At 67.4% G+C, this 20,234-nt stretch carries 19 protein-coding genes; 5 read left to right on the forward strand and 14 right to left on the reverse strand.

What is annotated here, in order from left to right; all coding sequences use genetic code 11:
• Nucleotides 1–5 precede the first annotated feature (5 nt).
• Nucleotides 6–617, forward strand: coding sequence for an alkylhydroperoxidase domain protein (locus tag H7F35_RS28265; RefSeq protein WP_187109831.1), 612 nt, complete (start codon nucleotides 6–8; stop codon nucleotides 615–617).
• Nucleotides 618–696: 79 nt separating this feature from the next.
• Complete coding sequence (locus tag H7F35_RS28270; RefSeq protein ID WP_187109832.1) at nucleotides 697–981, forward strand: LysR family transcriptional regulator; 285 nt, start codon at nucleotides 697–699, stop codon at nucleotides 979–981.
• A 14-nt stretch (nucleotides 982–995) separates the two neighbouring features.
• Here the strand turns inward: H7F35_RS28270 and H7F35_RS28275 are convergent, their stop codons facing one another.
• Entirely contained in the window at nucleotides 996–1,901 is a 906-nt protein-coding gene (locus tag H7F35_RS28275; RefSeq protein WP_187109833.1) for a LysR family transcriptional regulator, read from the reverse strand.
• Between the two features lie 72 nt (nucleotides 1,902–1,973).
• Here H7F35_RS28275 and H7F35_RS28280 point away from each other — a divergent pair, with 72 nt between their 5' ends.
• From H7F35_RS28280 to H7F35_RS28290, 3 genes are read left to right on the forward strand one after another with little or no spacing between them, the layout of a single operon-like run.
• Nucleotides 1,974–2,639 carry an HAD family hydrolase gene (locus tag H7F35_RS28280; protein ID WP_187109834.1) on the forward strand — a complete coding sequence of 222 codons (666 nt, stop codon included), beginning with the start codon at nucleotides 1,974–1,976 and terminating at the stop codon, nucleotides 2,637–2,639.
• Nucleotides 2,636–3,628, forward strand: coding sequence for a tripartite tricarboxylate transporter substrate-binding protein (locus H7F35_RS28285; RefSeq protein WP_187109835.1), 993 nt, complete (start codon nucleotides 2,636–2,638; stop codon nucleotides 3,626–3,628). The genes H7F35_RS28280 and H7F35_RS28285 overlap by 4 nt, the downstream gene beginning before the upstream one ends.
• A 7-nt stretch (nucleotides 3,629–3,635) precedes the next feature.
• Nucleotides 3,636–4,784, forward strand: coding sequence for a DSD1 family PLP-dependent enzyme (locus H7F35_RS28290; protein WP_187109836.1), 1,149 nt, complete (start codon nucleotides 3,636–3,638; stop codon nucleotides 4,782–4,784).
• Here H7F35_RS28290 and H7F35_RS28295 read toward each other — a convergent pair.
• Genes H7F35_RS28295 through H7F35_RS28355 form a run of 13 tightly spaced genes read right to left on the reverse strand, consistent with a single transcriptional unit; the run spans nucleotide 4,737 to nucleotide 20,212 of the window.
• Nucleotides 4,737–6,260 (reverse strand): mannose-1-phosphate guanylyltransferase/mannose-6-phosphate isomerase, encoded by a 1,524-nt coding sequence (locus H7F35_RS28295; RefSeq protein ID WP_187109837.1) that lies wholly within the window; start codon nucleotides 6,258–6,260, stop codon nucleotides 4,737–4,739. The two genes, H7F35_RS28290 and H7F35_RS28295, sit on opposite strands and share 48 nt — an antisense overlap.
• Nucleotides 6,261–6,270: 10 nt before the next feature.
• Complete coding sequence (locus H7F35_RS28300; protein ID WP_187109838.1) at nucleotides 6,271–7,044, reverse strand: LuxR C-terminal-related transcriptional regulator; 774 nt, start codon at nucleotides 7,042–7,044, stop codon at nucleotides 6,271–6,273.
• The gene (gene galE / locus H7F35_RS28305) at nucleotides 7,037–8,167 is read right to left on the reverse strand and encodes a UDP-glucose 4-epimerase GalE (protein ID WP_187109839.1); all 1,131 of its coding nucleotides are present in this window, start codon (nucleotides 8,165–8,167) and stop codon (nucleotides 7,037–7,039) included. Before galE ends, H7F35_RS28300 begins: the two co-directional genes overlap by 8 nt.
• Nucleotides 8,168–8,196: 29 nt before the next feature.
• Nucleotides 8,197–9,444: a glycosyltransferase WbuB gene (locus tag H7F35_RS28310; RefSeq protein ID WP_187109840.1), complete on the reverse strand. Its 1,248-nt coding sequence runs from the start codon at nucleotides 9,442–9,444 to the stop codon at nucleotides 8,197–8,199.
• Nucleotides 9,441–10,709, reverse strand: a complete 1,269-nt coding sequence (locus H7F35_RS28315) for a lipopolysaccharide biosynthesis protein (RefSeq protein WP_187109841.1) — start codon at nucleotides 10,707–10,709, stop codon at nucleotides 9,441–9,443. Before H7F35_RS28315 ends, H7F35_RS28310 begins: the two co-directional genes overlap by 4 nt.
• A 24-nt stretch (nucleotides 10,710–10,733) precedes the next feature.
• Nucleotides 10,734–11,666, reverse strand: coding sequence for a hypothetical protein (locus tag H7F35_RS28320; RefSeq protein WP_187109842.1), 933 nt, complete (start codon nucleotides 11,664–11,666; stop codon nucleotides 10,734–10,736).
• Nucleotides 11,667–11,697: 31 nt separating this feature from the next.
• Complete coding sequence (locus tag H7F35_RS28325; RefSeq protein ID WP_187109843.1) at nucleotides 11,698–12,642, reverse strand: hypothetical protein; 945 nt, start codon at nucleotides 12,640–12,642, stop codon at nucleotides 11,698–11,700.
• Nucleotides 12,639–13,718: a glycosyltransferase gene (locus H7F35_RS28330; protein ID WP_187109844.1), complete on the reverse strand. Its 1,080-nt coding sequence runs from the start codon at nucleotides 13,716–13,718 to the stop codon at nucleotides 12,639–12,641. Before H7F35_RS28330 ends, H7F35_RS28325 begins: the two co-directional genes overlap by 4 nt.
• 9 nt (nucleotides 13,719–13,727) lie before the next feature.
• On the reverse strand, nucleotides 13,728–15,047 hold the full coding sequence (locus tag H7F35_RS28335) for a hypothetical protein (protein WP_187109845.1): 1,320 nt from the start codon (nucleotides 15,045–15,047) through the stop codon (nucleotides 13,728–13,730).
• A 17-nt stretch (nucleotides 15,048–15,064) separates the two neighbouring features.
• Nucleotides 15,065–16,189 carry a GDP-mannose 4,6-dehydratase gene (gene gmd, locus H7F35_RS28340; protein ID WP_187109846.1) on the reverse strand — a complete coding sequence of 375 codons (1,125 nt, stop codon included), beginning with the start codon at nucleotides 16,187–16,189 and terminating at the stop codon, nucleotides 15,065–15,067.
• Nucleotides 16,182–17,168 carry a GDP-L-fucose synthase family protein gene (locus H7F35_RS28345; protein ID WP_187109847.1) on the reverse strand — a complete coding sequence of 329 codons (987 nt, stop codon included), beginning with the start codon at nucleotides 17,166–17,168 and terminating at the stop codon, nucleotides 16,182–16,184. Before H7F35_RS28345 ends, gmd begins: the two co-directional genes overlap by 8 nt.
• A gap of 39 nt (nucleotides 17,169–17,207) precedes the next feature.
• Complete coding sequence (locus H7F35_RS28350; RefSeq protein WP_187109848.1) at nucleotides 17,208–17,918, reverse strand: sugar transferase; 711 nt, start codon at nucleotides 17,916–17,918, stop codon at nucleotides 17,208–17,210.
• On the reverse strand, nucleotides 17,915–20,212 hold the full coding sequence (locus H7F35_RS28355; protein WP_187109849.1) for a polysaccharide biosynthesis tyrosine autokinase: 2,298 nt from the start codon (nucleotides 20,210–20,212) through the stop codon (nucleotides 17,915–17,917). The genes H7F35_RS28350 and H7F35_RS28355 overlap by 4 nt, the downstream gene beginning before the upstream one ends.
• Nucleotides 20,213–20,234: the final 22 nt, after the last annotated feature.

Genomic DNA, 20,234 nt, shown 5'->3' on the forward strand with positions numbered 1-20,234 from the left:
ACACCATGACCACCGAATCGACCCTGACCCATCCCGACAACACGCACCCGAGCGTCTTCACGCAGGCCCAGCTCGAATGGCTGCCGTGGCTGGAGCCGCTGCCCGAAGCCGAGTTGACCGAGCGGCACTACGCCGGCCTGGTGGACGCGGCCCGAGCCAAGTCGCCGTACTTCCGCCTGCTGGCGCGCGACCCCGACATCCTGGGTGCCCGCACGCGCACGGACAAGGACATCTTCTACAACGCCGAAGCCGGCCTGCCGCGTGCCGAACGCGAGCTGTCGGCTGCGGCGGCTTCGCGCTACAACGGGTGCATCTATTGCGCCTCGGTGCATGTGCGCTTCGCCTCGCATTTCTCGCACCGCACGCAAGACGTGCAGCGTCTGCTCGACGAAGGCGTGAACGCCGAGCTTGGCGAGCGCTGGAATGCGATCGTCGCGGCCTCGGTCGCGCTGTCGTCCACGCCGTCCAGCTTCGGACCCGACCACATCGAGCAACTGCGCGCACAAGGGCTGGACGACCTGGCCATTGCCGACGTGATCCACGGCGCCGCCTTCTTCAACTGGGCCAACCGGCTGATGCTGTCGCTGGGTGAGCCACAGGAGACGGTGAAGGCATAAGCATCTGCCGATTGCTTCGTTCACGAGGGGCCGGGCGCGCCGTATCGTCGTGCGCTTTCGTCTCCCCGCCTGATTCCCCTTGTCCACACCCTTCAGCCTTGAACTCGTCGGGGCGCTTCGCGAAGTCGCCCGCCACGGCAACCTGACGCGCGCCGCATCGTCGATGCAACTGTCGAAGTCGACGGTCAGCAAATACATCACCGAGCTTGAAGCGCAGGTCGGCATGCAGTTGCTTCATCGCAGCACGCGCGTGGTGAATCTCACCGACGCGGGGCGGCTCCTGTTGCGGCGCAGTGCCGCGCTTGTCGATCTGGCGACGCGCATCCAGTCCGAGCTGGATGCGCATGCCGCGTCATTGTCTTGACGAGGCGGCCCGGCTCACTTGCGCGAGGCGCCGAAGCTGCTCTCCAGAAATTCGACCAGCGCCTGCATGCGTGCGGTGCGTCCCTTGCGGGTCGGCACCAGCAGGGTGACCGGCGCGCTGTCGAACTGCCAGTCGGCCAGCACGCGCACCAGCGTGCCGCGCGCAATGGCGTCCGCCGCATCCCACTCCGAACGCAGCACCAGCCCCATGCCTTGCTCGGCCCATTGCCGCGCCACGCCGCCGTCGTTGGTAACGTAGGCGGGGGAGATGCGCAGGGTCTCGCGTGCCGAAGCGCGCTTGCCTGCGGTGCGCACATGCCACAAGGTCACATCTTCGTCGTTCTCGCGGATGCTGATGCAGTCGTGCGCCATCACATCGCGCGGCACTTGCGGCACGCCGTGTGTGCGCAGGTAATCCGGGCTTGCGCACAGCCAGCGCTCGTTGGCACTGAGCGTGCGCGCCACCCATGAAGAATCGCGCACCGCGCCGATGTGGATGACCGCGTCGGCATCGTGCCGGTCTGGCCACGGCGTCTCGCGCAGATCGAGCTGCACATGCAGCCCCGGATGCAGGCGCGCGAAACGCGCAAGCATCGGCGCCACGTACTGCCGGCCATAGCCGAAGGGCGCGGCGATGCGCAGCGTGCCGGTGAGCCGGCGGTCGTCACGCTGCATCGATTCGCGCAGCCCCTCGATCTGCCCGAGCAGCGCGGCGGCTTCGCGTGCGAAGCGTTCGCCTTCAGGTGTCAGGCTCAGTTTTCGCGACGTGCGGGTGGCGAGCGACAGGCCCAGTGCGGCTTCCAGCTTGCGCAGCCGCATCGACAGCGCGGGCGGCGTCACGTCCAGCGCGCGGGCTGCGGCGCTCAGGGACGGCTCGCGCAGCAGGGCGGCCGCCAGTTGCATGTCCTCGATCTGGATCATTCACTTGTGCTTAACGATTGATGACGCTGCATTGAAGCACAGCAGGGGTCTTGAAACGTACAGTCCGTGCTCATGCAAGCACCCATCGCCCCCACCGAAGCGTTCTATCCGCGTGCCGTTCTCTTCGACCTGCTGACCGCGCTGCTCGATTCCTGGACCGTCTGGAACGTCGCCGCAGGCTCGGAAGACAAAGGCCGTGCCTGGCGCGCCGAGTACCTGCGCCTGACCTACGGCTGCGGCGCCTATGTGCCCTACGAACAGCTCGTGAAAGACGCCGCGCGCAACACCGGCATGGCCGACTCGGCGCCCGACGCGCTCGAAGCCCACTGGGACACTCTGCCCGTATGGGACGGCGCGCGCGAACTGCTGCTGGCGCTCAAGCCGCACTGCAAGCTCGCGGTGGTCACCAACTGCTCGCGCCGGCTCGGCCATCGCGCGGCCTCGCTGCTCGGCGTCGATTGGGACGTGGTCGTCACCTCGGAAGAGGCTGGTTTCTACAAGCCCGATCCGCGTCCCTACCGCGCTGCGCTCGATCAGTTGGGTGTGCAAGCCGAAGACGCAGCCTTCGTCGCCGGCTCGGGCTACGACATGTTCGGCACCTCGGTCGTCGGCCTTCGCACCTACTGGCACAACCGCGTGGGGCTGGCGCTGCCGCAGGGCGCGCTGTCGCCCGAGCAGCAGGGCGCGACGCTGGCACCGGCGCTGCCGTGGCTCCAGTCCTTCGGGCGGCTTGCATGAGCCGCGTCGCCTGGCTCCAGCGTGGCGCGCTCGCATTGACGGCGGCCTTCGCCTTGCACGCGCCTGCGCTCGCGCAGGGCGCGGGCTTTCCGCAACGGCCCGTGACGTTGATCGTTCCCTTCCCGCCCGGTGGGCCGAGCGATGCGCTGGCCCGTGGTTTTGCGCTGCACATGGGCAAGCAGCTCGGCCAGGCCGTCATCATCGAAAACGTGGCCGGGGCCGGCGGCACCATCGGCCTGACCAAGGCCGCGAAGGCGGCGCCCGATGGCTACACGCTGGCCTTCGGCACCATCGGCACGCACGTCGCCAACGTGGCGCTGTACAAGAAGCTGCCCTACAACCCCGAGACGGACTTCCTGCCTGTCGGCCTCGCCGGCGCCGCGCCCATGCTGCTGCTGGCGCGGGCCGACCTGCCGGCCAACAACCTCAAGGAATTTGTCGCCTGGCTCGGCACGCACAAGGGCAAGGCCTCGTTCGGCAGCGCGGGCGTGGGTTCCATCTCGCACTACGGCTGCGTGCTGCTGCTGTCTGCCCTGCAGCAGAACGTGGCGCACATTCCCTACAAGGGCGTGGCCCCGGCCATGAACGACCTGATGGGCGGGCAGACCGACTTCATGTGCGACCAGACCACCACCGCATTGCCGCAGGTGGCCGGTGGCAAGGTGAAGGCGCTGGCCGTGCTGTCTTCAGCGCGGCTGCCGCAGTTGCCCGCCGTCGGCACCGCAGCCGAAGCCGGTTACCCGCTCGACGTGCGGGCCTGGAACGCCATCTTCGCGCCGCGCGGCACGCCCGAGCCGGTGATGGCGCGCCTGCGCACCGCGCTGGCCGATGCCGCGGCCGACCCCGACTTCCGTCGGCAGATGCACGCCGTGGGCGTGGACCTGCCGACGCCCGATGCACTCAAGCCTGCGGCTGTGTCGGCGCTGATCGCGCGTGGACTGCGCGACGACGTGCCCGCGCTCAAGGCCAAGGGCGACTACCTGGATTGATGAACCGATGAACAACGACGCCGCCTTGACTCTCTCGACCCTCGACACACCCGCCGCCATCGTCGAACGCTCGCGCATGCAGCACAACATCGCGCGCATGCAGCAGCGCATGAACGAGTTGGGCGTGCGCTTTCGCCCGCACGTCAAGACCACCAAGTGCGCCGAGGTCGCCCGTGCGCAGCGCGATGCGGGCGCACAGGGCATCACCGTGTCCACGCTGAAGGAAGCCGATCAGTTCTTCGTCGATGGCTTCACCGACATCCTCTATGCCGTCGGCATGGCGCCGCACCGGCTGCCGCATGCGCTGGACCTGCGCCGGCGCGGTTGCGCGCTGGTCATCCTCACGGACGGCGTGGCTTCGGCGCGCGCCATTGCCGAGTTCGGCCGCGCGCAGGGTGAAGTCTTCGAGGTGCTCATCGAAGTCGACACCGACGGCCACCGCTCCGGCATTCGCCCGGAAGACGACGTGCTGCTCGAAGTCGCGCACGTGCTGCACGACGGCGGCATGCGCCTGGGCGGCGTGATGACGCATGCCGGTTCCAGCTATGACTTCGACACGCCCGAGGCACTGCGCGCCATGGCCGAGCAAGAGCGCGCCGGCTGCGTGCGCGTCGCGCAGCGGCTTCGCGATGCCGGTCTGCCGTGCCCGGTGGTCAGCGTGGGCTCCACGCCCACGGCGCTGATGGCCGAGCGGCTGGATGGCGTGACAGAGGTGCGGGCGGGCGTCTACGTGTTCTTCGACCTCGTGATGCGCAACGTCGGCGTGTGCAGCACGGACGACCTCGCACTGAGCGTGCTCACCACGGTGATCGGCCACCAGGTCGAGAAGGGCTGGGCCATCGTCGATGCGGGCTGGATGGCGATGAGCCGCGACCGTGGCACGCAAAAGCAGAAGCGCGACTTTGGCTACGGCCAGGTTTGCGATGTCGACGGCACGGTGCTCGAAGGCTATGTGCTCGGCGGCGCGAACCAGGAACACGGCATCCTGTCGCGCGAAGGCACGCCCGACACCGACATCGCCACACGTTTTCCGCTCGGCACGCGCCTGCGCATCCTGCCCAACCACGCCTGCGCCACTGGCGCGCAGTTTCCCGAATACCACGCGCTGTCAGAAGACGGAAGCCTGGCGCGCTGGGGGCGCTTCCACGGGTGGTGACGGCAACAGGTCGGCGCTGGCTTCGGTCAGTACGGGCTGCTTGGTCATCTCGGCCCGCGTGCGGATGACCGCGCAGCGCCCGTAGGTGTCGTCGAAACGCACGATGTCGTCTTCGCCCAGGTAGCCGCCGGTCTGCACCTCGATCACCTCCAGCATGGTCTTGCCGGGGTTCTCCAGCCGGTGGATGGCGCCCAGCGGCAGGTAGATCGACTCGTTCTCCCGCACCAGCGTGACCACGCCGTCGCAGGTCGCCTTGGCCGTGCCCTGCACCACGATCCAGTGTTCCGAGCGGTGGTGATGCATCTGCAGCGACAGCTTGGCGCCGGGCTTGACGGTCAGGCGCTTGACCTGGAAGCGCTCGCCGGTGTCGACGCTGTCGTACGCGCCCCAGGGCCGCACCACGCGCCGGTGTTCGGTGGCCTCCGCGCGACCTTCCAGCGCAAGCATCCGCACCACGTCCGCCACCTGTTCGGCACAGCCCGCGCCGGCCACCAGCACGGCGTCCGGCGTGTCCACGATGATGAGGTTGTCGGTGCCCAGCGCGACCACCGGCCGGTGCGGCGCATGGACGAAGGTGTTGCGCGAGTGTAGTGCGCTGGCCTTTCCGCTCAGGCGGTTGCCGGCGTCGTCCGCCGGGTACAGGTTGGCCACCGCGTTCCAGCTGCCGACGTCGCTCCAGCCGCCCTCGAACTTCACGACCGCGATGTCCTTGTGCTTTTCGAGCACGGCGTAGTCGATGCTGTCGCTGCGGCAGGCCGAGAAGGCCTCGCGGTCCAGCCGCAGGAAGCTGCCATCGGTCGACACGTCGGCGGTGGCGCGCTCGCAGGCCAGCAGGATGTCGGGCGCGTGCGTGCGCAGCGCCGCAATCAGCGTGCGGGCCTGCACGAGAAAGATGCCCGCGTTCCAGCAATAGCCGCCATGCAGGATCAGCGACACGGCCACTTCTTCCGATGGCTTCTCCACGAAGCGCACCACGGCATGGCTGCAGCCGTCGCCCGATGCCTGCCCCGCCTCGATGTAGCCGTAGGCCGTGCTCGGAAAGCTAGGCACCACGCCGAAGGTGACGATGCGGCCCGCCAGCGCGGCTTCGACACCGCCGCGCACGGTCTGCGCGAACAGCGCGGTGTCGGGAATGTGATGGTCGGCCGGTGCGAACAGCAGCAGGTCGTCCTTGTCGGCCAGCAGCGCGGCGCAGGCCATGGCCGCAGCCGTGTTGCGCGCCACCGGCTCCAGGATCTGCCGGCCGGTGGTACGCGCACTTTCAACCGTCTCGCGCACCAGGAAGCGATGGTCTTCCGACGCGATGCAGGTCACGTTGGTGTTCAGGCTGCCCAGCCGCTCCAGCGTGAGGTGCAGCAGGCTCTTGCCGCCGACCAGCGGCGCGAACTGCTTGGGCAGCGCCTTGCGTGAGAGCGGCCACAGGCGCGTGCCGCTGCCGCCGCAAAGAACGACGGGATGAATGGTGGTGGTGGTCATGGGTCGCCTTTCAGATGAGGCCCGAATAGGCCGCGTAGCTCACGGCCTGCGCGCGCGAGTGCACATGCAATTTCTTGTAGATGTTCTTGATGTGGGCGTTGACGGTCTGCCCCGAGATGCCGAGCTGGGCGCCGATCTCCTCGGTGACATGGCCGCGCGCCACGAAGCGCAAAATTTCGCACTCCCGGCGCGTCAAGGCCGTCTCGCGCTGCGGCGGATCGATCGGCGACACCTCGGCGGGCCGGTGGCTCAGCCGACCCAGCAGCCGGCGGGCCAGCCGCGGCGTGATGGCCGCGCCACCGTTGACCACCTGCAGCACCGCCTGCGCGAAGCTCTGGAGCCAGGCGTCTTTCAGCAGGTAGCCGGTGGCGCCCAGCTCGAAGGCATGCAGCACATGCGATTCGTCTTCCAGCGCAGAGATCACGATGATCTCGACGTTGCGGTGGTGCTTGCGCGCTTCGCGGATCAGGTCGAAGCCGGTGCCGTCGCCCAGCCGCAGGTCGACCATCAGCACGTCGAAGTCATGGGTGGCCAGCAGGCGGCGGCCTTCGCGCAGGCTGCCGGCCTGGCCTTCTAGCTGGATGCGCAGGTCGGACAGCAGCTCCTGGGCAATCACACGGCGCATGAACTCGTCGTCGTCGACGAGCAGCACGCGAACCGGCGCATCTTCCTGTCCGTTCAGGAAGCCGGGCCACAGCGGCGCGACGGGCTGGCAAACGCCGGCCGGGTAACCCGGTCGGCCATCGGCAAGCTCGCCGGGAGGGCGGTATGCAGGGTCAGACATTGGAATGTCCCAGGTTGGAGGTGTGAAGGAGCGGCGTACCTGAGGCGAAGACCGGGCTGCCATCGGGCGCGGGCCGCCATGCGGACTGCAGCGGCGGCACCGGGTCGTCGAAACCGTGCGGATTGGCGGCCTGCCAGCGCCAGCAGTCCGCGCACATCTGGTCGAGGTCGCGCCGTGCGCGCCAGCCGAGGCTTGTGTAGGCGTTGCACGCATCGGCCCAGTAGGCGGGCGCGTCGCCGGGGCGGCGCGGCCCAATGCGCACGGCGATGCGGCGGCCGCTGGCGCGCTCGAAGGCGCCCACGACCTCCAGCACCGAGGCGCCGTGCCCCGTGCCCAGGTTGGTCATCAGCACGCCGGGCTGGCGCGCCGCGTGGCGCAGCGCCGCCACATGGCCTTCCGCCACGTCCATCACATGCACGTAGTCGCGCACGCCGGTGCCGTCGATGGTGTCGTAGTCGGCGCCATGCACCACGAGGTGCTCGCGCTCGCCCGCCGCCACCTGCGCGATGTAGGGCATCAGGTTGTTGGGTGCACCGTGCGGGCGCTCGCCCAACAGCCCGCTTTCATGCGCGCCGATGGGGTTGAAGTAGCGCAGGCAGGCAATGCCCCAGCGCGCGTCGGCATGCGCGAGGTCTGCGAGCAGGTTCTCCACCATCGCCTTGGTGCGGCCATAGGGGTTGACGGCGGCATACGGCGCGGTCTCGGGAATGGGCGAGGGGTGCGTGTCGCCATAGACCGTGGCCGACGAAGAAAAGACCAGCACGCGAACACCCGCGCGTGCCATCGACTGGACCAGCGTGAGCGTGCCCGCGAGGTTGACGTCGTAGTAGCTCACCGGGTCGGCCACCGAGTCGCCGACAGCTTTCAGGCCCGCCAGATGCACGACCGCGTGGATGTCGTGCGCCGCGAAAACGCGGTCGAGCGCCGTGCCGTCGCGCACGTCGCCGCGCACCAGCACCGGCTGCACGCCCGTGATGCAGGCCACCCGCTGCAGCGAGCGCGCGTCGCTGTTGACCAGCGTGTCCAGCACCACCGGCAGGTAGCCCGCCGCGATCAGGGCCACGCAGGTGTGGCTGCCTATGAAGCCTGCGCCACCGGTCACGAGGATGTGGGTGTGGGACATGGTCGTGGCTCGGTAGGTGGCAGCCGATGTCAGCCGGCCACGCAGCGCAGCAGTTCCTGCTCCAGCCGCCGCAGGATCGTGTCCTGGTCCAGCTCGGCTTCGGCGAAGCGCCGGCCGGCCGTGCCCATCACATCTCTTGTCTGCGGCGACATCGCCAACTGCTCGATGGCATCGGCGAGCGCGGCCGCGTCGCCCGGTTCGACCACCACGCCGCGCCCCGACACCACGTTGCTCAGCTCGGTGCCCGCATGCGCCGTCACGATGACCGCACGGCCGCTCGCGAGCATGCCGCCCAGCTTCGACGGCATGACGAGGTCGGCCGCATCGGCGCGCTGGGGCAGCACATGAATGTCGGCCGTGCCCAGCAACTCGTTGAGCCTGTCGGCGGGCTGCAGGTCGAGAAAATGCACATTGCCCAGCCGGATGCACGCGGCCATCAACGGCTCGCGGCTCGGGCCGTTGCCGCAGAACACGAAGTGGATGTTGTGCGAGCACACCAGCAGCCGCGCCGCATCGGCAAGCAGCTCGATGCCCTGCTTGCTGCCCAGGCTGCCCGCATAGAGCACCACCACCGCATCGGCAGGAATGTTCATTTCCAGCCTGTACCCGGTTGCCAGCCCGGGAGCATGCGGCGCATGGCTGGCCGAAGGATGGATCGCCTTCACATCCACCCAGTTGGGAAAGAGCACCAGCCGGCTGTCGTCGATGCCCTTGCTCTTTGCCTTCTCGATCATGGCGGTGGAGATGGTCGACACCCGGTCGAAGCGGCTCAGCAGCCAGTGTTCGGCCGACAGGGCAAAGCGCTTCACGCGCTCGCCGCGCACCCAACCCAGGCCGAAGGCGGCGTCCACCTCGTAGTCCTGGATGTGCAGCCACGACTTGACGCCCAGCATCTTCGAGAAGAGCAGAACGGCCGGCGCGCAAAAGAGCGGCGGCTCCACCACGAACACCAGGTCCGGCTTCCAGCGCATCTGCGCAAAGAGCAGCGGCATGCTCGACAGCATGAAAGAGAAAAGATGCCCCATGCGTGCCAGCGTGCGCGGCTGTTTCGGCACCCAGGTCGGCGCGCGCCAGACGGTGATGCCATTCCAGTCGCTCTTGCGGTAGGTCCAGGCCGAGTAGCCCTCGAACACCGCCCAGCGTGGAAAGAAGGGCGGCGATGCGATCACGCGAACATCGTGCCCCTGCGCATGCAGCCATTGCGCCATCTCGCCCGAGTACTTGCCGATGCCGGCCAGCTCTGGCGTGAAGTTCATCGAGTAGAGGAGGATCTTCACGACGGTGACCTCACGCGAGACAGGCCGAGCAAGCGCATGAACGGAAAGAAACCGAAGGCCAGGCGCATGCGTGTTTCGTACAGCGCGAAGTCGGATACGCACGCCAGGAAAAACACGTAGTGCGGCTTGTCGGGAAAGAGCGCCACCACCACGGCGTAAGACAGGAAGCGCAGCACCACCTCCAGCAGCGCCCAGCGGCCGAGCGAGCCCATCGAGGTGTTGAGCGACAGCACCATCTCGTGGTGGACCGTGTATGTGCGCAGCAGGAAGTACGGCGCGATGCACAGGAAGATGCTGCGCGCCTCGTTGCCCATCTTGAGCAGCGGCGCTGCCACCGTGATGAGGCCTGCGAGCCCGACGAAGAGGGCACAGCCCAGCAGGAAGGAATGCTTTGCCAGTTGCAGCTTCGACGCCGCGAGCTTTTCTGCGCTGGCGCCCAGCATGGCCGGCGTCTTCGTGTACAGAAAAGCCTGCACGAACTGCGAGGGCGCTTCCGCCAGCAAAAATGCGAGCTTGAACGCCCCCACATAGCTCAGCGGCATGAAGAAGGCCACGATGAGCAGGTCCGATTTGCGCAGGAGGAAGGTCAGCAGCGAATAGACGGTCGCGCTGCCCTGCGAAGCCAGGGCCAGCGCATGCCGTCCGTTCGGCGGCGCCACGCCGTGGGAGGACAGGACGATGGCCGCGCACACGACCACGAAGGCGAACAGGTTGATGAGCAGCAGATGCGCCACGCCCAGCTCGAACCCCAGCGAGGCACAGGCCGCCACGCCCAGCACCAGAATGGTCGAGCGGATGCCGGCTTCCAGGTTGAGCAGCCCCGCATGGCCCAGGCCTCGGCTGTACGCCAGCCGCAGGCTGTTGAACGAAAAAATCGCCAGCGTGGCCACCACCAGCAGAAACGGCAGGTCGGCGACCGGCAAGCGCTGCATGCCCAGGATGACCACCACCAGCAGCGTTGCCAGCGGCAGCCCGATGCCCAGTGTGCGAGCCACATCGCCGCTGAACACGCCCGGTGGCACGCTGGCCGCATTGCGCGAGAACAGCAGCGTGCTGCCCAGCGTGCCGACCACCAGCGCCACTTCCATCACGGACTGGTAGATCGAGTACTCGCCGAAGCGCGCGGGCGACACGTTCGCCGCCATCAGGAAGATCGCCAGAAAGCCCGACAGGTAGACGTACAGCCGCGACGCCAGCGCGCCCAGCCCGAGCAACCGGGCCATGCGGCCACCGGGCAGTGCGAGTGAGGGTCTGAAGGGCTTCATGGCGTGCGCCGCTTGTCTGTGCGCTTACTTGGCCGCCGGCGCATCGGCCACGCGCAGCGTGTCGAAGACCCGGCGCGCGCGCGTGGCGACCCTGAACGCGCTGTTCTTGGCCCGGCGCGCCACCAGCAGCGCGTAGGTGAGCGCCGCGACCGTTCGCACACGGCCGCGCAGCGCATGCGGCATCGCCATCTTTGCGCTGCCCTGGAAGTGCAGCGCCAGCACGCGCGCCATGTCACCCGAAGACATCACCAGGCAGGGCTGTCCATCGCGATAGGCGATGCGCTTGGCACCGCCGCGAATGCGGAACTCATGCGCCAGATGGTTGTGCGAGCTGTTGATGTTGTGGTCGATCACGTGGCCGTCGAGCACGCGGTTGATCGGGTCGGCGTTGCCCGTGGCCTGGGCCCAGAGGTAGAGCAGCGTCATGTCGGAGACGCCGCCGCGAATGCCGCGCGCCGCGAAACGCGCGGCAATCTGGCGCAGCTTTCGCTTGCCGGCCGGCGTTGCGTAGGTGTCGAGCACGAAGGCGACGAAGCGCTGCAGTCCGTTCGATGTCCAGTAGCTCACGTGCGGCGAGATCTGGCAGGGGTTCCACCCGTCCGCGGGGCGAATGTAGGAGCCCGAGAAATCGGCCTTGCCCGCCAGCCGCCTGATGTGCGTGCCGGCGCCCTCGAACAGCAGCACGTCGCTGTCGATCAGCACGAACTCACTGCACTCGGGGTGCGCGGCCAGGTATTGCGCCAGGAGAAAGTAGCGCCGAAAGCAGATCTTCTCGAACTCGGGCGAATTGCTCGACAGGTGCATGTAGGCGTGGCGAAAACGCTCGTAGGCGGGGCCGGCGTCGGTGTCCGACAGCACGAGCAGTTGCTCGTCGGCCTGCGCGGCCGACTCGCGGCACAGCGACAGCGTCTGGTTCTGGCGGTCTTCCACCACGATGAAGGGCAGGGGTTGGCTCATGGCTGGGTCGATGTGTGGGGTTGGGGAAGGGTCAGGGCTTGCGCGCCGTGGCGCTTCGGACCAGCGCAAGGTGCGCCGGGAGAAAACGGAAGTTGTCGTCCACCGGCATGTCCAGCGTGAACATGCCTTTGGCTGCGTTGGCCTCGGCGATCCAGGCGCGCAATTGCGCGGCCGGGAAGCGCGGCTCCGACGGCCGCGCCCAGGACGTGCCCAGCGGCGTCAGCACATGGAACATGAGTTCGGAAGGCGGCGTGGAAAGATGCTCGGGCGGCTGCATGAACTCGCCGGCCATGAGGTTCTGGCAGGGCGCGCTCTTGAGGCTGAAGCGCGCCGCGCCTTCGCCGGCATTGAAGGCCAGCCAGCGGTTGGGTGCGCCGCTGCGCGCTGCCCCGCACAGCATGTCCCAGTCGGCCGCCGTCATGCCCCGGGTGTTGTAGACACCGTCGAACCACCAGCCGGTGGCGAGCGGGCCGTAGTGCTCGGACCAGTCCCGGATCACGCTGGACCAGGCCGCGATGAAACGCGGTGGCGGCGGCGATTGTTCCGAGACATCGCCCAGGCATTCCATAAGGTACGGGTCGGCTTGGGGCGCACGAAATGGCAAATAGAGAATCAGCGAGATGCCCCTGCGGCGCAACGCCTGGCCGATTTCGAGCGGCAGGTCGCGCGGCGGCCGGTTCTTCGCGGTGCCGGGGCACAGCACTTCCAACGCGGGGTTGGGTGCGATGTACTGGCCGTTGTTCTGCCCCAGCGTCAGGATCAGGTGAGAGGCCCGCATCAGCGCCAGCGAAGTCGCGAAGGCCTCCACATCGAAACGCATGACCTCGGCGATGGATTGCTTTTCGGGCAGGTAATGCACCATCACGCCGAAGCCCGGCAGCGGCGGCTCCGGCTGCTGCGCCAGCACGGCCGTCGATGCTGCTCCGAGCAGCAGCACGGCCAGAAGGCGCAGAAGAAGAGCCGTGCGCGTCTTCATTGCATGGCCCTGGCGAACGCAACAGGCCTGCGCTTGAGCGTGAGGTAGCTCGCTGCCACCGCGCCGGGTGCGCAGGCAGTGGCCAGCGACCACGCCGGGCGCGTGCGTTCGTGCCGCGCGAGGTAGCGCGCCAGCCTGTAGGGATCGCAGGGCGCGCTGCCGACGAAGAAGCCGTAGCCCGAAAAAAGCTCCCGGTGCACCGGAATGTCCGACAGCAGCAGCGGCACGCCGAGCGTGGCCGCTTCGGCTGCGGAAAGATTGAAACCCTCGAAGGTAGAGAGCGAAATGAACGCCGTCGCGCCCAGGTACAGCCGCACCAGCTCTTCGCGCGACACCAGCCCCCGGTGCCGCACGGCGCCGCGCACCTCCGGCGCCAGCGCCGCGACCATGCGTTCGACATCGGCAGCGCCGTTCCCCGTGATGTCGAGGCAATCGACCAGGCCTGCGCGCTTCATGCGCTCGAACAGCTTCAGGATGCCGCCGAAGTTCTTGTGCGGGTAGTAGTGGTAGGCCGCGATCAGGTAGCGCTCGCGCGGTGCCGTCGTGCCGGTCGGGGCTGCGCCGTGGATGGCGTCCACCGGATTGAAGATGACCGCTGCGCGCTCGCAGGCGCGGAAGTGCCGCTCGAAATCCTGCTGGCTGCTCTTGCTGATGAAGACCACGTCCGCGGCGCTGCGGGCGATGCGCCAGAGGCTCCAGTCTAGCCACAGCCGCTTCTGCCGCGTGAAGTATTGCGGGTACGCCTTGTACTGCAGGTCGTGCACGATGACGATCGAATCCTGGTGCCGCCCGAACAGCGTGAGCGGCAGGAAGTAGTTCGGGAACAGCGAGAACACCCGCTCGCCGGACAGCAGCGCCAGCAACCGGTGAAAGTTGTAGAGCAGCGTGTCCAGCAGGAAGCGGCTCACCTTCAGCCGCCGCGCCGCTTCGTACACGCGCGGATGGCGTTCGCTGATCGGCTGCACCTGGTCGTCGGCGGACAGCCGCATGTTTCGCAGCAGCACCTCGGAGACATTCAGCACGCCCCCCGCGCCCTTGTTGAGCCGGATGGTGTCGTAGAACAGGTAAGTGGCCATGTCGCGTCCTCAGGCAATGGGCAGGCCGCGTCGCGCGGCCCAGTGTTGCGGGCGGCGGCCGCGTGCGCTCAGGGCACCGGCGATCACCGCCGCGATCAGCCCCGAGGTTGCGAAGGGGCCCCAGCCGAGGATGGGACCGCGCATGAACGGCACGTACGCAGCCAGCAGCACCAGCGCCGAGAGATACGCACCCGACAGCCCGCGGTGCGGATCGACCGCCTTGTCGATCAGGCGAAAGCCCGCCGAGATCGCAAAGCCCAGCATCAGCGGACCCAGCAGCCCGAAGTCGAAATACGCCGTGGTGAACGGCGGCAGCGACAGGTTGCTCTGCGAGAAATTCCCAAGGATGGCCGACCAGCCCAGCGGATCGAAGTCCGGGAACATCTTCAGGTCGCGCGGCAGGAAGAACGAGAAAGCCGAGAGCAGGTAGCGCCCGAAGCCAAGATCCGGAATGGGCGCGCGCTCCAGAATGCCGGCCACGACGAACATGGCGTCGAAGTCCTGGCTGTAGGGAAAGGTCGAGAGCCCTTCGCCCCAGAAATTCCCGCGCGAGAACAGGTTCAGCACCGGCCCCAGACCCGCGATGGCGCCGAAGATCAGCGAGGCCAGCAACCAGCGCCGCCTCCGGCCGAAGCCATGGATGAACAGCGGCAACAGGCCGATCAGCAGGATCTGCCGCGCCGTGTTGACCGGGTTCGCCGCGACGGCGGCCAGCGCAAGCGCCAGACCGGCCGCGCACCACGCCCACAGCGTCTGCCGGCGAAACGCGTGGATGGCCAGCGCCACGAAGCACATCAGCACCACGAGCTTGGGCAGCGTCGAATAGACGATGTAGTCGACCGGCACACTGTCGTCGTCGCCCAGAATGCCGCGCGCCACGAAGTTCAGGTCGGGCCGGATGAAGAGCGCGGCGAACGCGGCGAGCGAACAGCTCAACAGCAGCAGGAAGGGGTGGGCCACGCCGACCGCATGCGTATTGAACAGGCCGCCCGCGCGCGAAGCGGGCAGGTCGCGCACGCCGATCCGCGCGGCCTCCACGCCCGCCATGTACAGCAGCAGGAGCATCAGCGCCTGCGTGTGCGCGGCCGAGCCGATCACGCCGGTGTCCCAGAACTCGACGTCGTGGGCGATCTGCATCGCCGGCGCCAGCGAGAAGTAGGTCAGGATCGTGGCGTAGTGGATCAGCAGGAACACGCTGGCACCCGAGGCGCCGAGCAGCACAAGCTGCACCAGCGACACCGCGAACACGGCCGCGTAGCCCCACACCGGATCGACCAGCCCGGCGAGCAGTGCGCAAGCGATGCCGAACCAGAAAACGAGGGTTCTCATGATGTGGGCTCCGGCGCTCAGGCCTCGATGCTCATGGGCGTGTGATACCCGTGGCGCTGAAGCAGCGCCTGGCGCTTGGCCAGTTCCAGGTCGGCACCGACCATTTCGCAAATCATCTGGTCCAGCGTGATCTCGGGCACCCACCCCAGGTCGTCGGCCGCCTTCGACGGATCGCCGCACAGCGTTTCGACCTCTGCCGGCCTGAAGTAGCGCGGGTCCACGCGCACCAGCACGTCGCCCACGCAGACGGCCGGCGCGTCGTCGCCGTCGATCGCGCAAACAATGGCGACTTCGTCCAGACCGCTGCCCTCGAACACCAGCGAAATGCCGAGCTGCTTTGCCGCCTTGCTGACGAAATCTCGGATGCTGTACTGCACGCCCGTGGCAATCACATAGTCGACCGCCGTCGGCTGCTGGAGCATCAGCCACTGCATGCGCACATAGTCCTTGGCGTGGCCCCAGTCGCGCAGCGCGTTCATGTTGCCCAGAAAGAGACACTGCTCCAGACCCTGCGCAACGTTGGCCAGTCCGCGCGTGACCTTTCTGGTCACGAAGGTCTCGCCACGGCGGGGACTCTCATGGTTGAAAAGGATGCCGTTGCACGCGTAGATGCCATAGGCCTCGCGGTAGTTCTTGGTGATCCAGTAGGCATAGAGCTTGGCCGCGCCGTACGGGCTGCGCGGGTAGAACGGCGTCGCCTCGCTCTGGCGGCCCTCCTGCACCAGTCCGTAAAGCTCGCTCGTGCTGGCCTGGTAGAAGCGCGTCCTGGATTGCAGGCCGAGCAACCGGATCGCTTCGAGCAGCCGCAAGGTGCCCAGCGCATTGATGTCGGCCGTGTACTCCGGGCTTTCGAAGCTCACGGCCACGTGGCTTTGGGCGCCCAGGTTGTAGATTTCGTCGGGCTGCACCTCCTGCACGATCCGCGTGAGATTGCTGCCGTCCGAAAGATCGCCGTGGTGCAGGTGCAGATGGCGCTCTGTCTTCGTGTGCACATCCGAGTAGAGGTGGTCGATGCGTCCCGTGTTGAACTGCGACGACCGCCGCTTGATGCCATGCACCTCGTAGCCCTTGGCGATCAGAAGCTCCGCCAGGTACGAGCCATCCTGGCCCGTGATGCCGGTGATGAGTGCGCGCTTAGACATGTGCGGCCTCTTGGGTGTTGGCAGCGACTCCCTGTGCCAACTGGTAGTCCGCATAGGTGCGCCGCAGCCCCTCGGCCAGAGGCATCGTCGGCCGCCAGCCGATGGTCGCGGCGCGCGACACGTCGAGCAGCTTGCGCGGTGCGCCATCGGGCTGCGCCAGGTCGTAGCGGATGCTGCCTTCGTAGCCCACGACCTCGCGGATCAGCTCGGTCAGCTCGGCGATGGAGACGTCTTCGCCGGTGCCCAGGTTGATGTGGCCGCGCATCGGGTCGGTGTGCTGCTCGTAGGCACCGCGCGAGAGGTTCATCACGTCCAGGCAGCCTTCGACCATGTCGTCGACATACAGGAACTCGCGTCGCGCACGGCCGCTGCCCCAGATCAGCACGGTGGGCGCCTTGCCGATCTTGGCCAGGTGAAAGCGCTGGATCAGCGCCGGCACCACATGGCTGTTCTCCAGGTGGTAGTTGTCGCCGGGGCCGTACAGGTTGCTCGGCATCACGCTGCGGTAGTCGATGCCGTGGGTGGCGCCGTACTGCCGGTTGTAGCTTTCGCACAGCTTGATGCCGGCGATCTTGGCAATGGCGTACGGCTCGTTGGTCGGCTCCAGCTTGCCGGCGAGCAGGGCGTCTTCGCGGATCGGCTGGTCGGCCAGGCGCGGATAGATGCAGCTCGAACCCAGGAACAGCAGCCGCTTGACGTTGGCAAGAAAAGCCTGGTGCGTGACGTTGGCCGCGATCACCAGGTTTTCGTAGATGAACTGCGCGGGGTAGGTCATGTTGGCGTGGATGCCGCCGACCTTGGCCGCTGCCAGGTAGACCTGGTCGATGGGCTCGGTCGCGAAGAAGCGTGCAACCGCCGCCTGGTCCAGCAGGTCGAGTTCCGCACGGCTGCGCGTGACGACCTCATGGCCCTGTTCGCCCAGCCGCCTTGCCAGCGTCTGGCCCACCATTCCGCGATGACCTGCAACAAAGATACGCATATGTGCTTTCGGTGAAGGGGTTGATCGGACAGGCGCCGCCTAGCGGGAGCCGTGTGCGCCGAACACGACGCGGAAGGTCTTCAGAACGATCACGAGGTCGCGCAACACGGACAGCGTGGCGACGTACTCGGCGTCCATCGCGGCGCGGCGGCGGTAGCTCACCTCGTTGCGGCCGCTGATCTGCCACAGGCCGGTGATACCGGGTCGCACGGCGCAGTAGTGGTCCCAGTAGTTCCCGTACAGGTACTTCTGGGCAAACATGCAGGGGCGCGGCCCCACCATGCTCATGTCGCCCTTGAGCACGTTCCAGAACTGCGGAAATTCGTCGATGCTGTATTTGCGCAGGAAGGCGCCGAAGCGGGTGATGCGCGGGTCGTGCTCCAGCTTCTGGAAGACCGTCCATTCGAGCCGCGCCACCGGGTTGTCGCGCAGGTGGCGGGCCAGCACCGCATCGGCGTCGGGCACCATCGAGCGGAACTTGTAGAACCGAAAGACCCTGCCGTCCTTGCCGTAGCGCGGCTGCATGTAGATGGCGGGGCCGCCGGATGTGAACAGCACGCCGATCCATATCAGCGCATAGGCCCAGCCGAAGAACAGGAAGAACGAGCCGGCCATCAGGATGTCCACCGCGCGCTTGCTGGCCTGGAGCAGCCGCGAGCCACCGACCGGAGTGGCAGCTGCAACGGCTGGCGCAGCGCGGTCGGGCCGCGCGGGCGATGCCGTGGGTGTGCCCGAGCGCAGCGTGTTCATGACGGCACCTGCTCCGGGTCGATGCGCGCCGCTGCCCCGTTGGCCAGGCCCAGCGGGCGATCGCGGAAATGCGCAACGCCGTAGCCATAGCCGTAACTGCGGCTGCCGTTGTGCCGCAGGCTGGTGTCCAGCCCGTTGAAGACGACGCCGTGGAACGAAGCGCCCACATGCGCCAGCCGCTTGGCGCTTTCGTGCAGCTCGCCCATTTCGCTGTCGCCGGCGCGCGCCACCAGCAGCAGCGTGCCCATCGAAGGCGCCATCGCGGCGGTCTCCGATGCAAGCAGCGTGGGCGGCGCGTCCACCACCACCACGTCGTAGCGCGCGGAGAGCGTGGCCAGCGTCTGCGCAAAGGCGTCGCTGGTCAGCATGCCGGCCGGATCGCGCGGCAACTCGCCGGTGGTCAGGACGTCCAGATGCGGCAGCACCAGCGGATGGATCGCCTGCTCGATCCGCAGGCTGCCGGCCAGCACGTCCGACAGGCCGCCGTGTCGGTCCAGCCCGAACTGGCTGCACAGGTTGCCGCGGCGCAGGTCGGCATCGACCAGCAGCACGCGCTTGCCCGAAGACGCCAGCACCGCCGCGAAGTTGGCCGACACGAAGGTCTTGCCCGCACCGGGCGTGGCACTTGAAATCAATATGCGGTTGTTCGGTGCGCCGAGCATCACGAACTTGAGCGCCGTGCGCAGCCTGCGCAAGCCTTCCAGCGCCAGGTCGTCCGGATACTGCGCGGCCAGCAGCTTCACGCCGGGCCGGCCGTTCAGGATGGCGCGGTCGAGCACGCGCTGCTGCGGACTCAGCGTGATCGTGCTGTAGACGTCGAGCCCGGTCAGCGCCTCGATCTCCGCCGGGCTGCCGATGGACTTCTTCAGCGTCTTGCGCAGCAGCGCTGTGAGCACGCCCAGAAAGAGCCCGGCCGCCAGCGACAGCACCATGACGATCAACGCCTTGGGCCGGATCGGCTTTTCGGGCAGCAGCGCCTGGTCGACCACGCGCACGTTGCCGACCTTGCCTTCCTTGGCCAGCCGCATCTGCAGCGAGCTGTTCAGCAGCGAGGCGTACAGGTCGGTGTTGACCTTGATGTCGCGCTGCATGCGCAGCGAGTTCTGCTGCAGCATGGGCATGCGGCGGATGCGCCCGTCCACGCCGCCCAGTTCCTTCTTGAGCGAGGCGATCTGCGTGTCCAGCGTCATCACGGCGGGGTGCGCGGCGGTGAAGCGGCCGACAAGGTCCAGGCGCTTTTGCTTGGCGTCCAGCAGCTTGGCCTGCAGGTCCACGCTTTGCGACAGCGCATTGCGGGCCTCGTCGTCCAGGCTGATGGTGCCGTTCAGGTTGCGGTACTGGTTGTAGCTGTCTTCCGACTGTTCGAGCTGCTGCTTGAACTTGGGCAGCTCGGTGCCCAGAAAGGCCAGCGCGCGCTCGGCCTGCGCCGTCTTCTGGTCGATGTTCTGACGCACATACAGGCGCGAGATTTCGTTGAGCACATCGGCCAACTGCATGCGGTTGCCGGCTTGCAGGCTGATGTCCAGCACGCCCGACTGCTTGCCTTTCTCGATCACGCGCAGGTCGTTCTGCAGCCCGAGCAGGGTGAGCTGCTTGGAGTTGCGCACCAGCTCGAAGGCACCGCCGGGTTCGGCCTCGAAAGAGCCCACCAGCAGGTGCAGGGCACCGCCGGGAATGCTGGCGTCCAGCGGCACGCCCACCGTTCCCTGCAGTGGCGTTTCAAGGCCCGACTGGGTCAGCGTGTAGTTGCCGCCGGTGCCCGCGACCAGCAGGAAACGCTTTCCCTCGAAGGCCGGTGGCACGTCCATCTGCGCGACCGTGATCCGCTCGGTGCCGCTGACATAGTTGCCAAGGCCCAGGAACCCCGGCGTGGAAAGCGCCTTCGAGTGCCGCGCAATGAACGCGCCCACCAGCGGCAGGTAGTGCGGCTGCGCCGTGATGTACAGCTTGGTGTTTTCCATCGCCTGCCCGAGCACCATGCGTGACCTCAATATTTCGGTTTCGCCGGCGGTGGGCGTCTTCACGTTCAGGCCGCCGGTGGCTGCCGAGTCACCCGGAAAGTTGCCAGCCGAGCGGTCGGCGTCCTCGACCTGGATCAGCAGGTTGGCCTCGTACACGCGCGGTGCGAGCAGCGCGTAGGCGCTGCCCAGCAGCAGCACCAGTGCAGTGATGCCCGCGATCAGCCAGCGGCTGTCGATCAGGATGTCCAGGTATTCCTGGAACCTCGAGTGCTGGGGCCAGACGGGTTCCGCGCCCGGAGGTGCGGGAAGCAGGGGTTGCCAACGCGCGTTCATGGGTTTCACCTTTTCGTGTTGC

It is taken from the genome of Variovorax sp. PAMC26660, from assembly GCF_014302995.1.
Lineage (GTDB): Bacteria > Pseudomonadota > Gammaproteobacteria > Burkholderiales > Burkholderiaceae_C > Variovorax.

Coding starts and splice junctions, on each gene's coding strand:
- H7F35_RS28315 (WP_187109841.1), bottom strand. CDS start 10,709: ATGAAGCCCTTCAGACCCTCACTCGCACTGCCCGGTGGCCGCATGGCC.
- H7F35_RS28320 (WP_187109842.1), bottom strand. CDS start 11,666: ATGAGCCAACCCCTGCCCTTCATCGTGGTGGAAGACCGCCAGAACCAG.
- H7F35_RS28355 (WP_187109849.1), bottom strand. CDS start 20,212: ATGAACGCGCGTTGGCAACCCCTGCTTCCCGCACCTCCGGGCGCGGAA.
- H7F35_RS28280 (WP_187109834.1), top strand. CDS start 1,974: ATGCAAGCACCCATCGCCCCCACCGAAGCGTTCTATCCGCGTGCCGTT.
- galE (WP_187109839.1), bottom strand. CDS start 8,167: ATGTCCCACACCCACATCCTCGTGACCGGTGGCGCAGGCTTCATAGGC.
- H7F35_RS28325 (WP_187109843.1), bottom strand. CDS start 12,642: ATGAAGACGCGCACGGCTCTTCTTCTGCGCCTTCTGGCCGTGCTGCTG.
- H7F35_RS28300 (WP_187109838.1), bottom strand. CDS start 7,044: ATGTCTGACCCTGCATACCGCCCTCCCGGCGAGCTTGCCGATGGCCGA.
- H7F35_RS28290 (WP_187109836.1), top strand. CDS start 3,636: ATGAACAACGACGCCGCCTTGACTCTCTCGACCCTCGACACACCCGCC.
- H7F35_RS28285 (WP_187109835.1), top strand. CDS start 2,636: ATGAGCCGCGTCGCCTGGCTCCAGCGTGGCGCGCTCGCATTGACGGCG.
- H7F35_RS28345 (WP_187109847.1), bottom strand. CDS start 17,168: ATGCGTATCTTTGTTGCAGGTCATCGCGGAATGGTGGGCCAGACGCTG.
- gmd (WP_187109846.1), bottom strand. CDS start 16,189: ATGTCTAAGCGCGCACTCATCACCGGCATCACGGGCCAGGATGGCTCG.
- H7F35_RS28295 (WP_187109837.1), bottom strand. CDS start 6,260: ATGACCACCACCACCATTCATCCCGTCGTTCTTTGCGGCGGCAGCGGC.
- H7F35_RS28350 (WP_187109848.1), bottom strand. CDS start 17,918: ATGAACACGCTGCGCTCGGGCACACCCACGGCATCGCCCGCGCGGCCC.
- H7F35_RS28330 (WP_187109844.1), bottom strand. CDS start 13,718: ATGGCCACTTACCTGTTCTACGACACCATCCGGCTCAACAAGGGCGCG.
- H7F35_RS28275 (WP_187109833.1), bottom strand. CDS start 1,901: ATGATCCAGATCGAGGACATGCAACTGGCGGCCGCCCTGCTGCGCGAG.
- H7F35_RS28335 (WP_187109845.1), bottom strand. CDS start 15,047: ATGAGAACCCTCGTTTTCTGGTTCGGCATCGCTTGCGCACTGCTCGCC.
- H7F35_RS28265 (WP_187109831.1), top strand. CDS start 6: ATGACCACCGAATCGACCCTGACCCATCCCGACAACACGCACCCGAGC.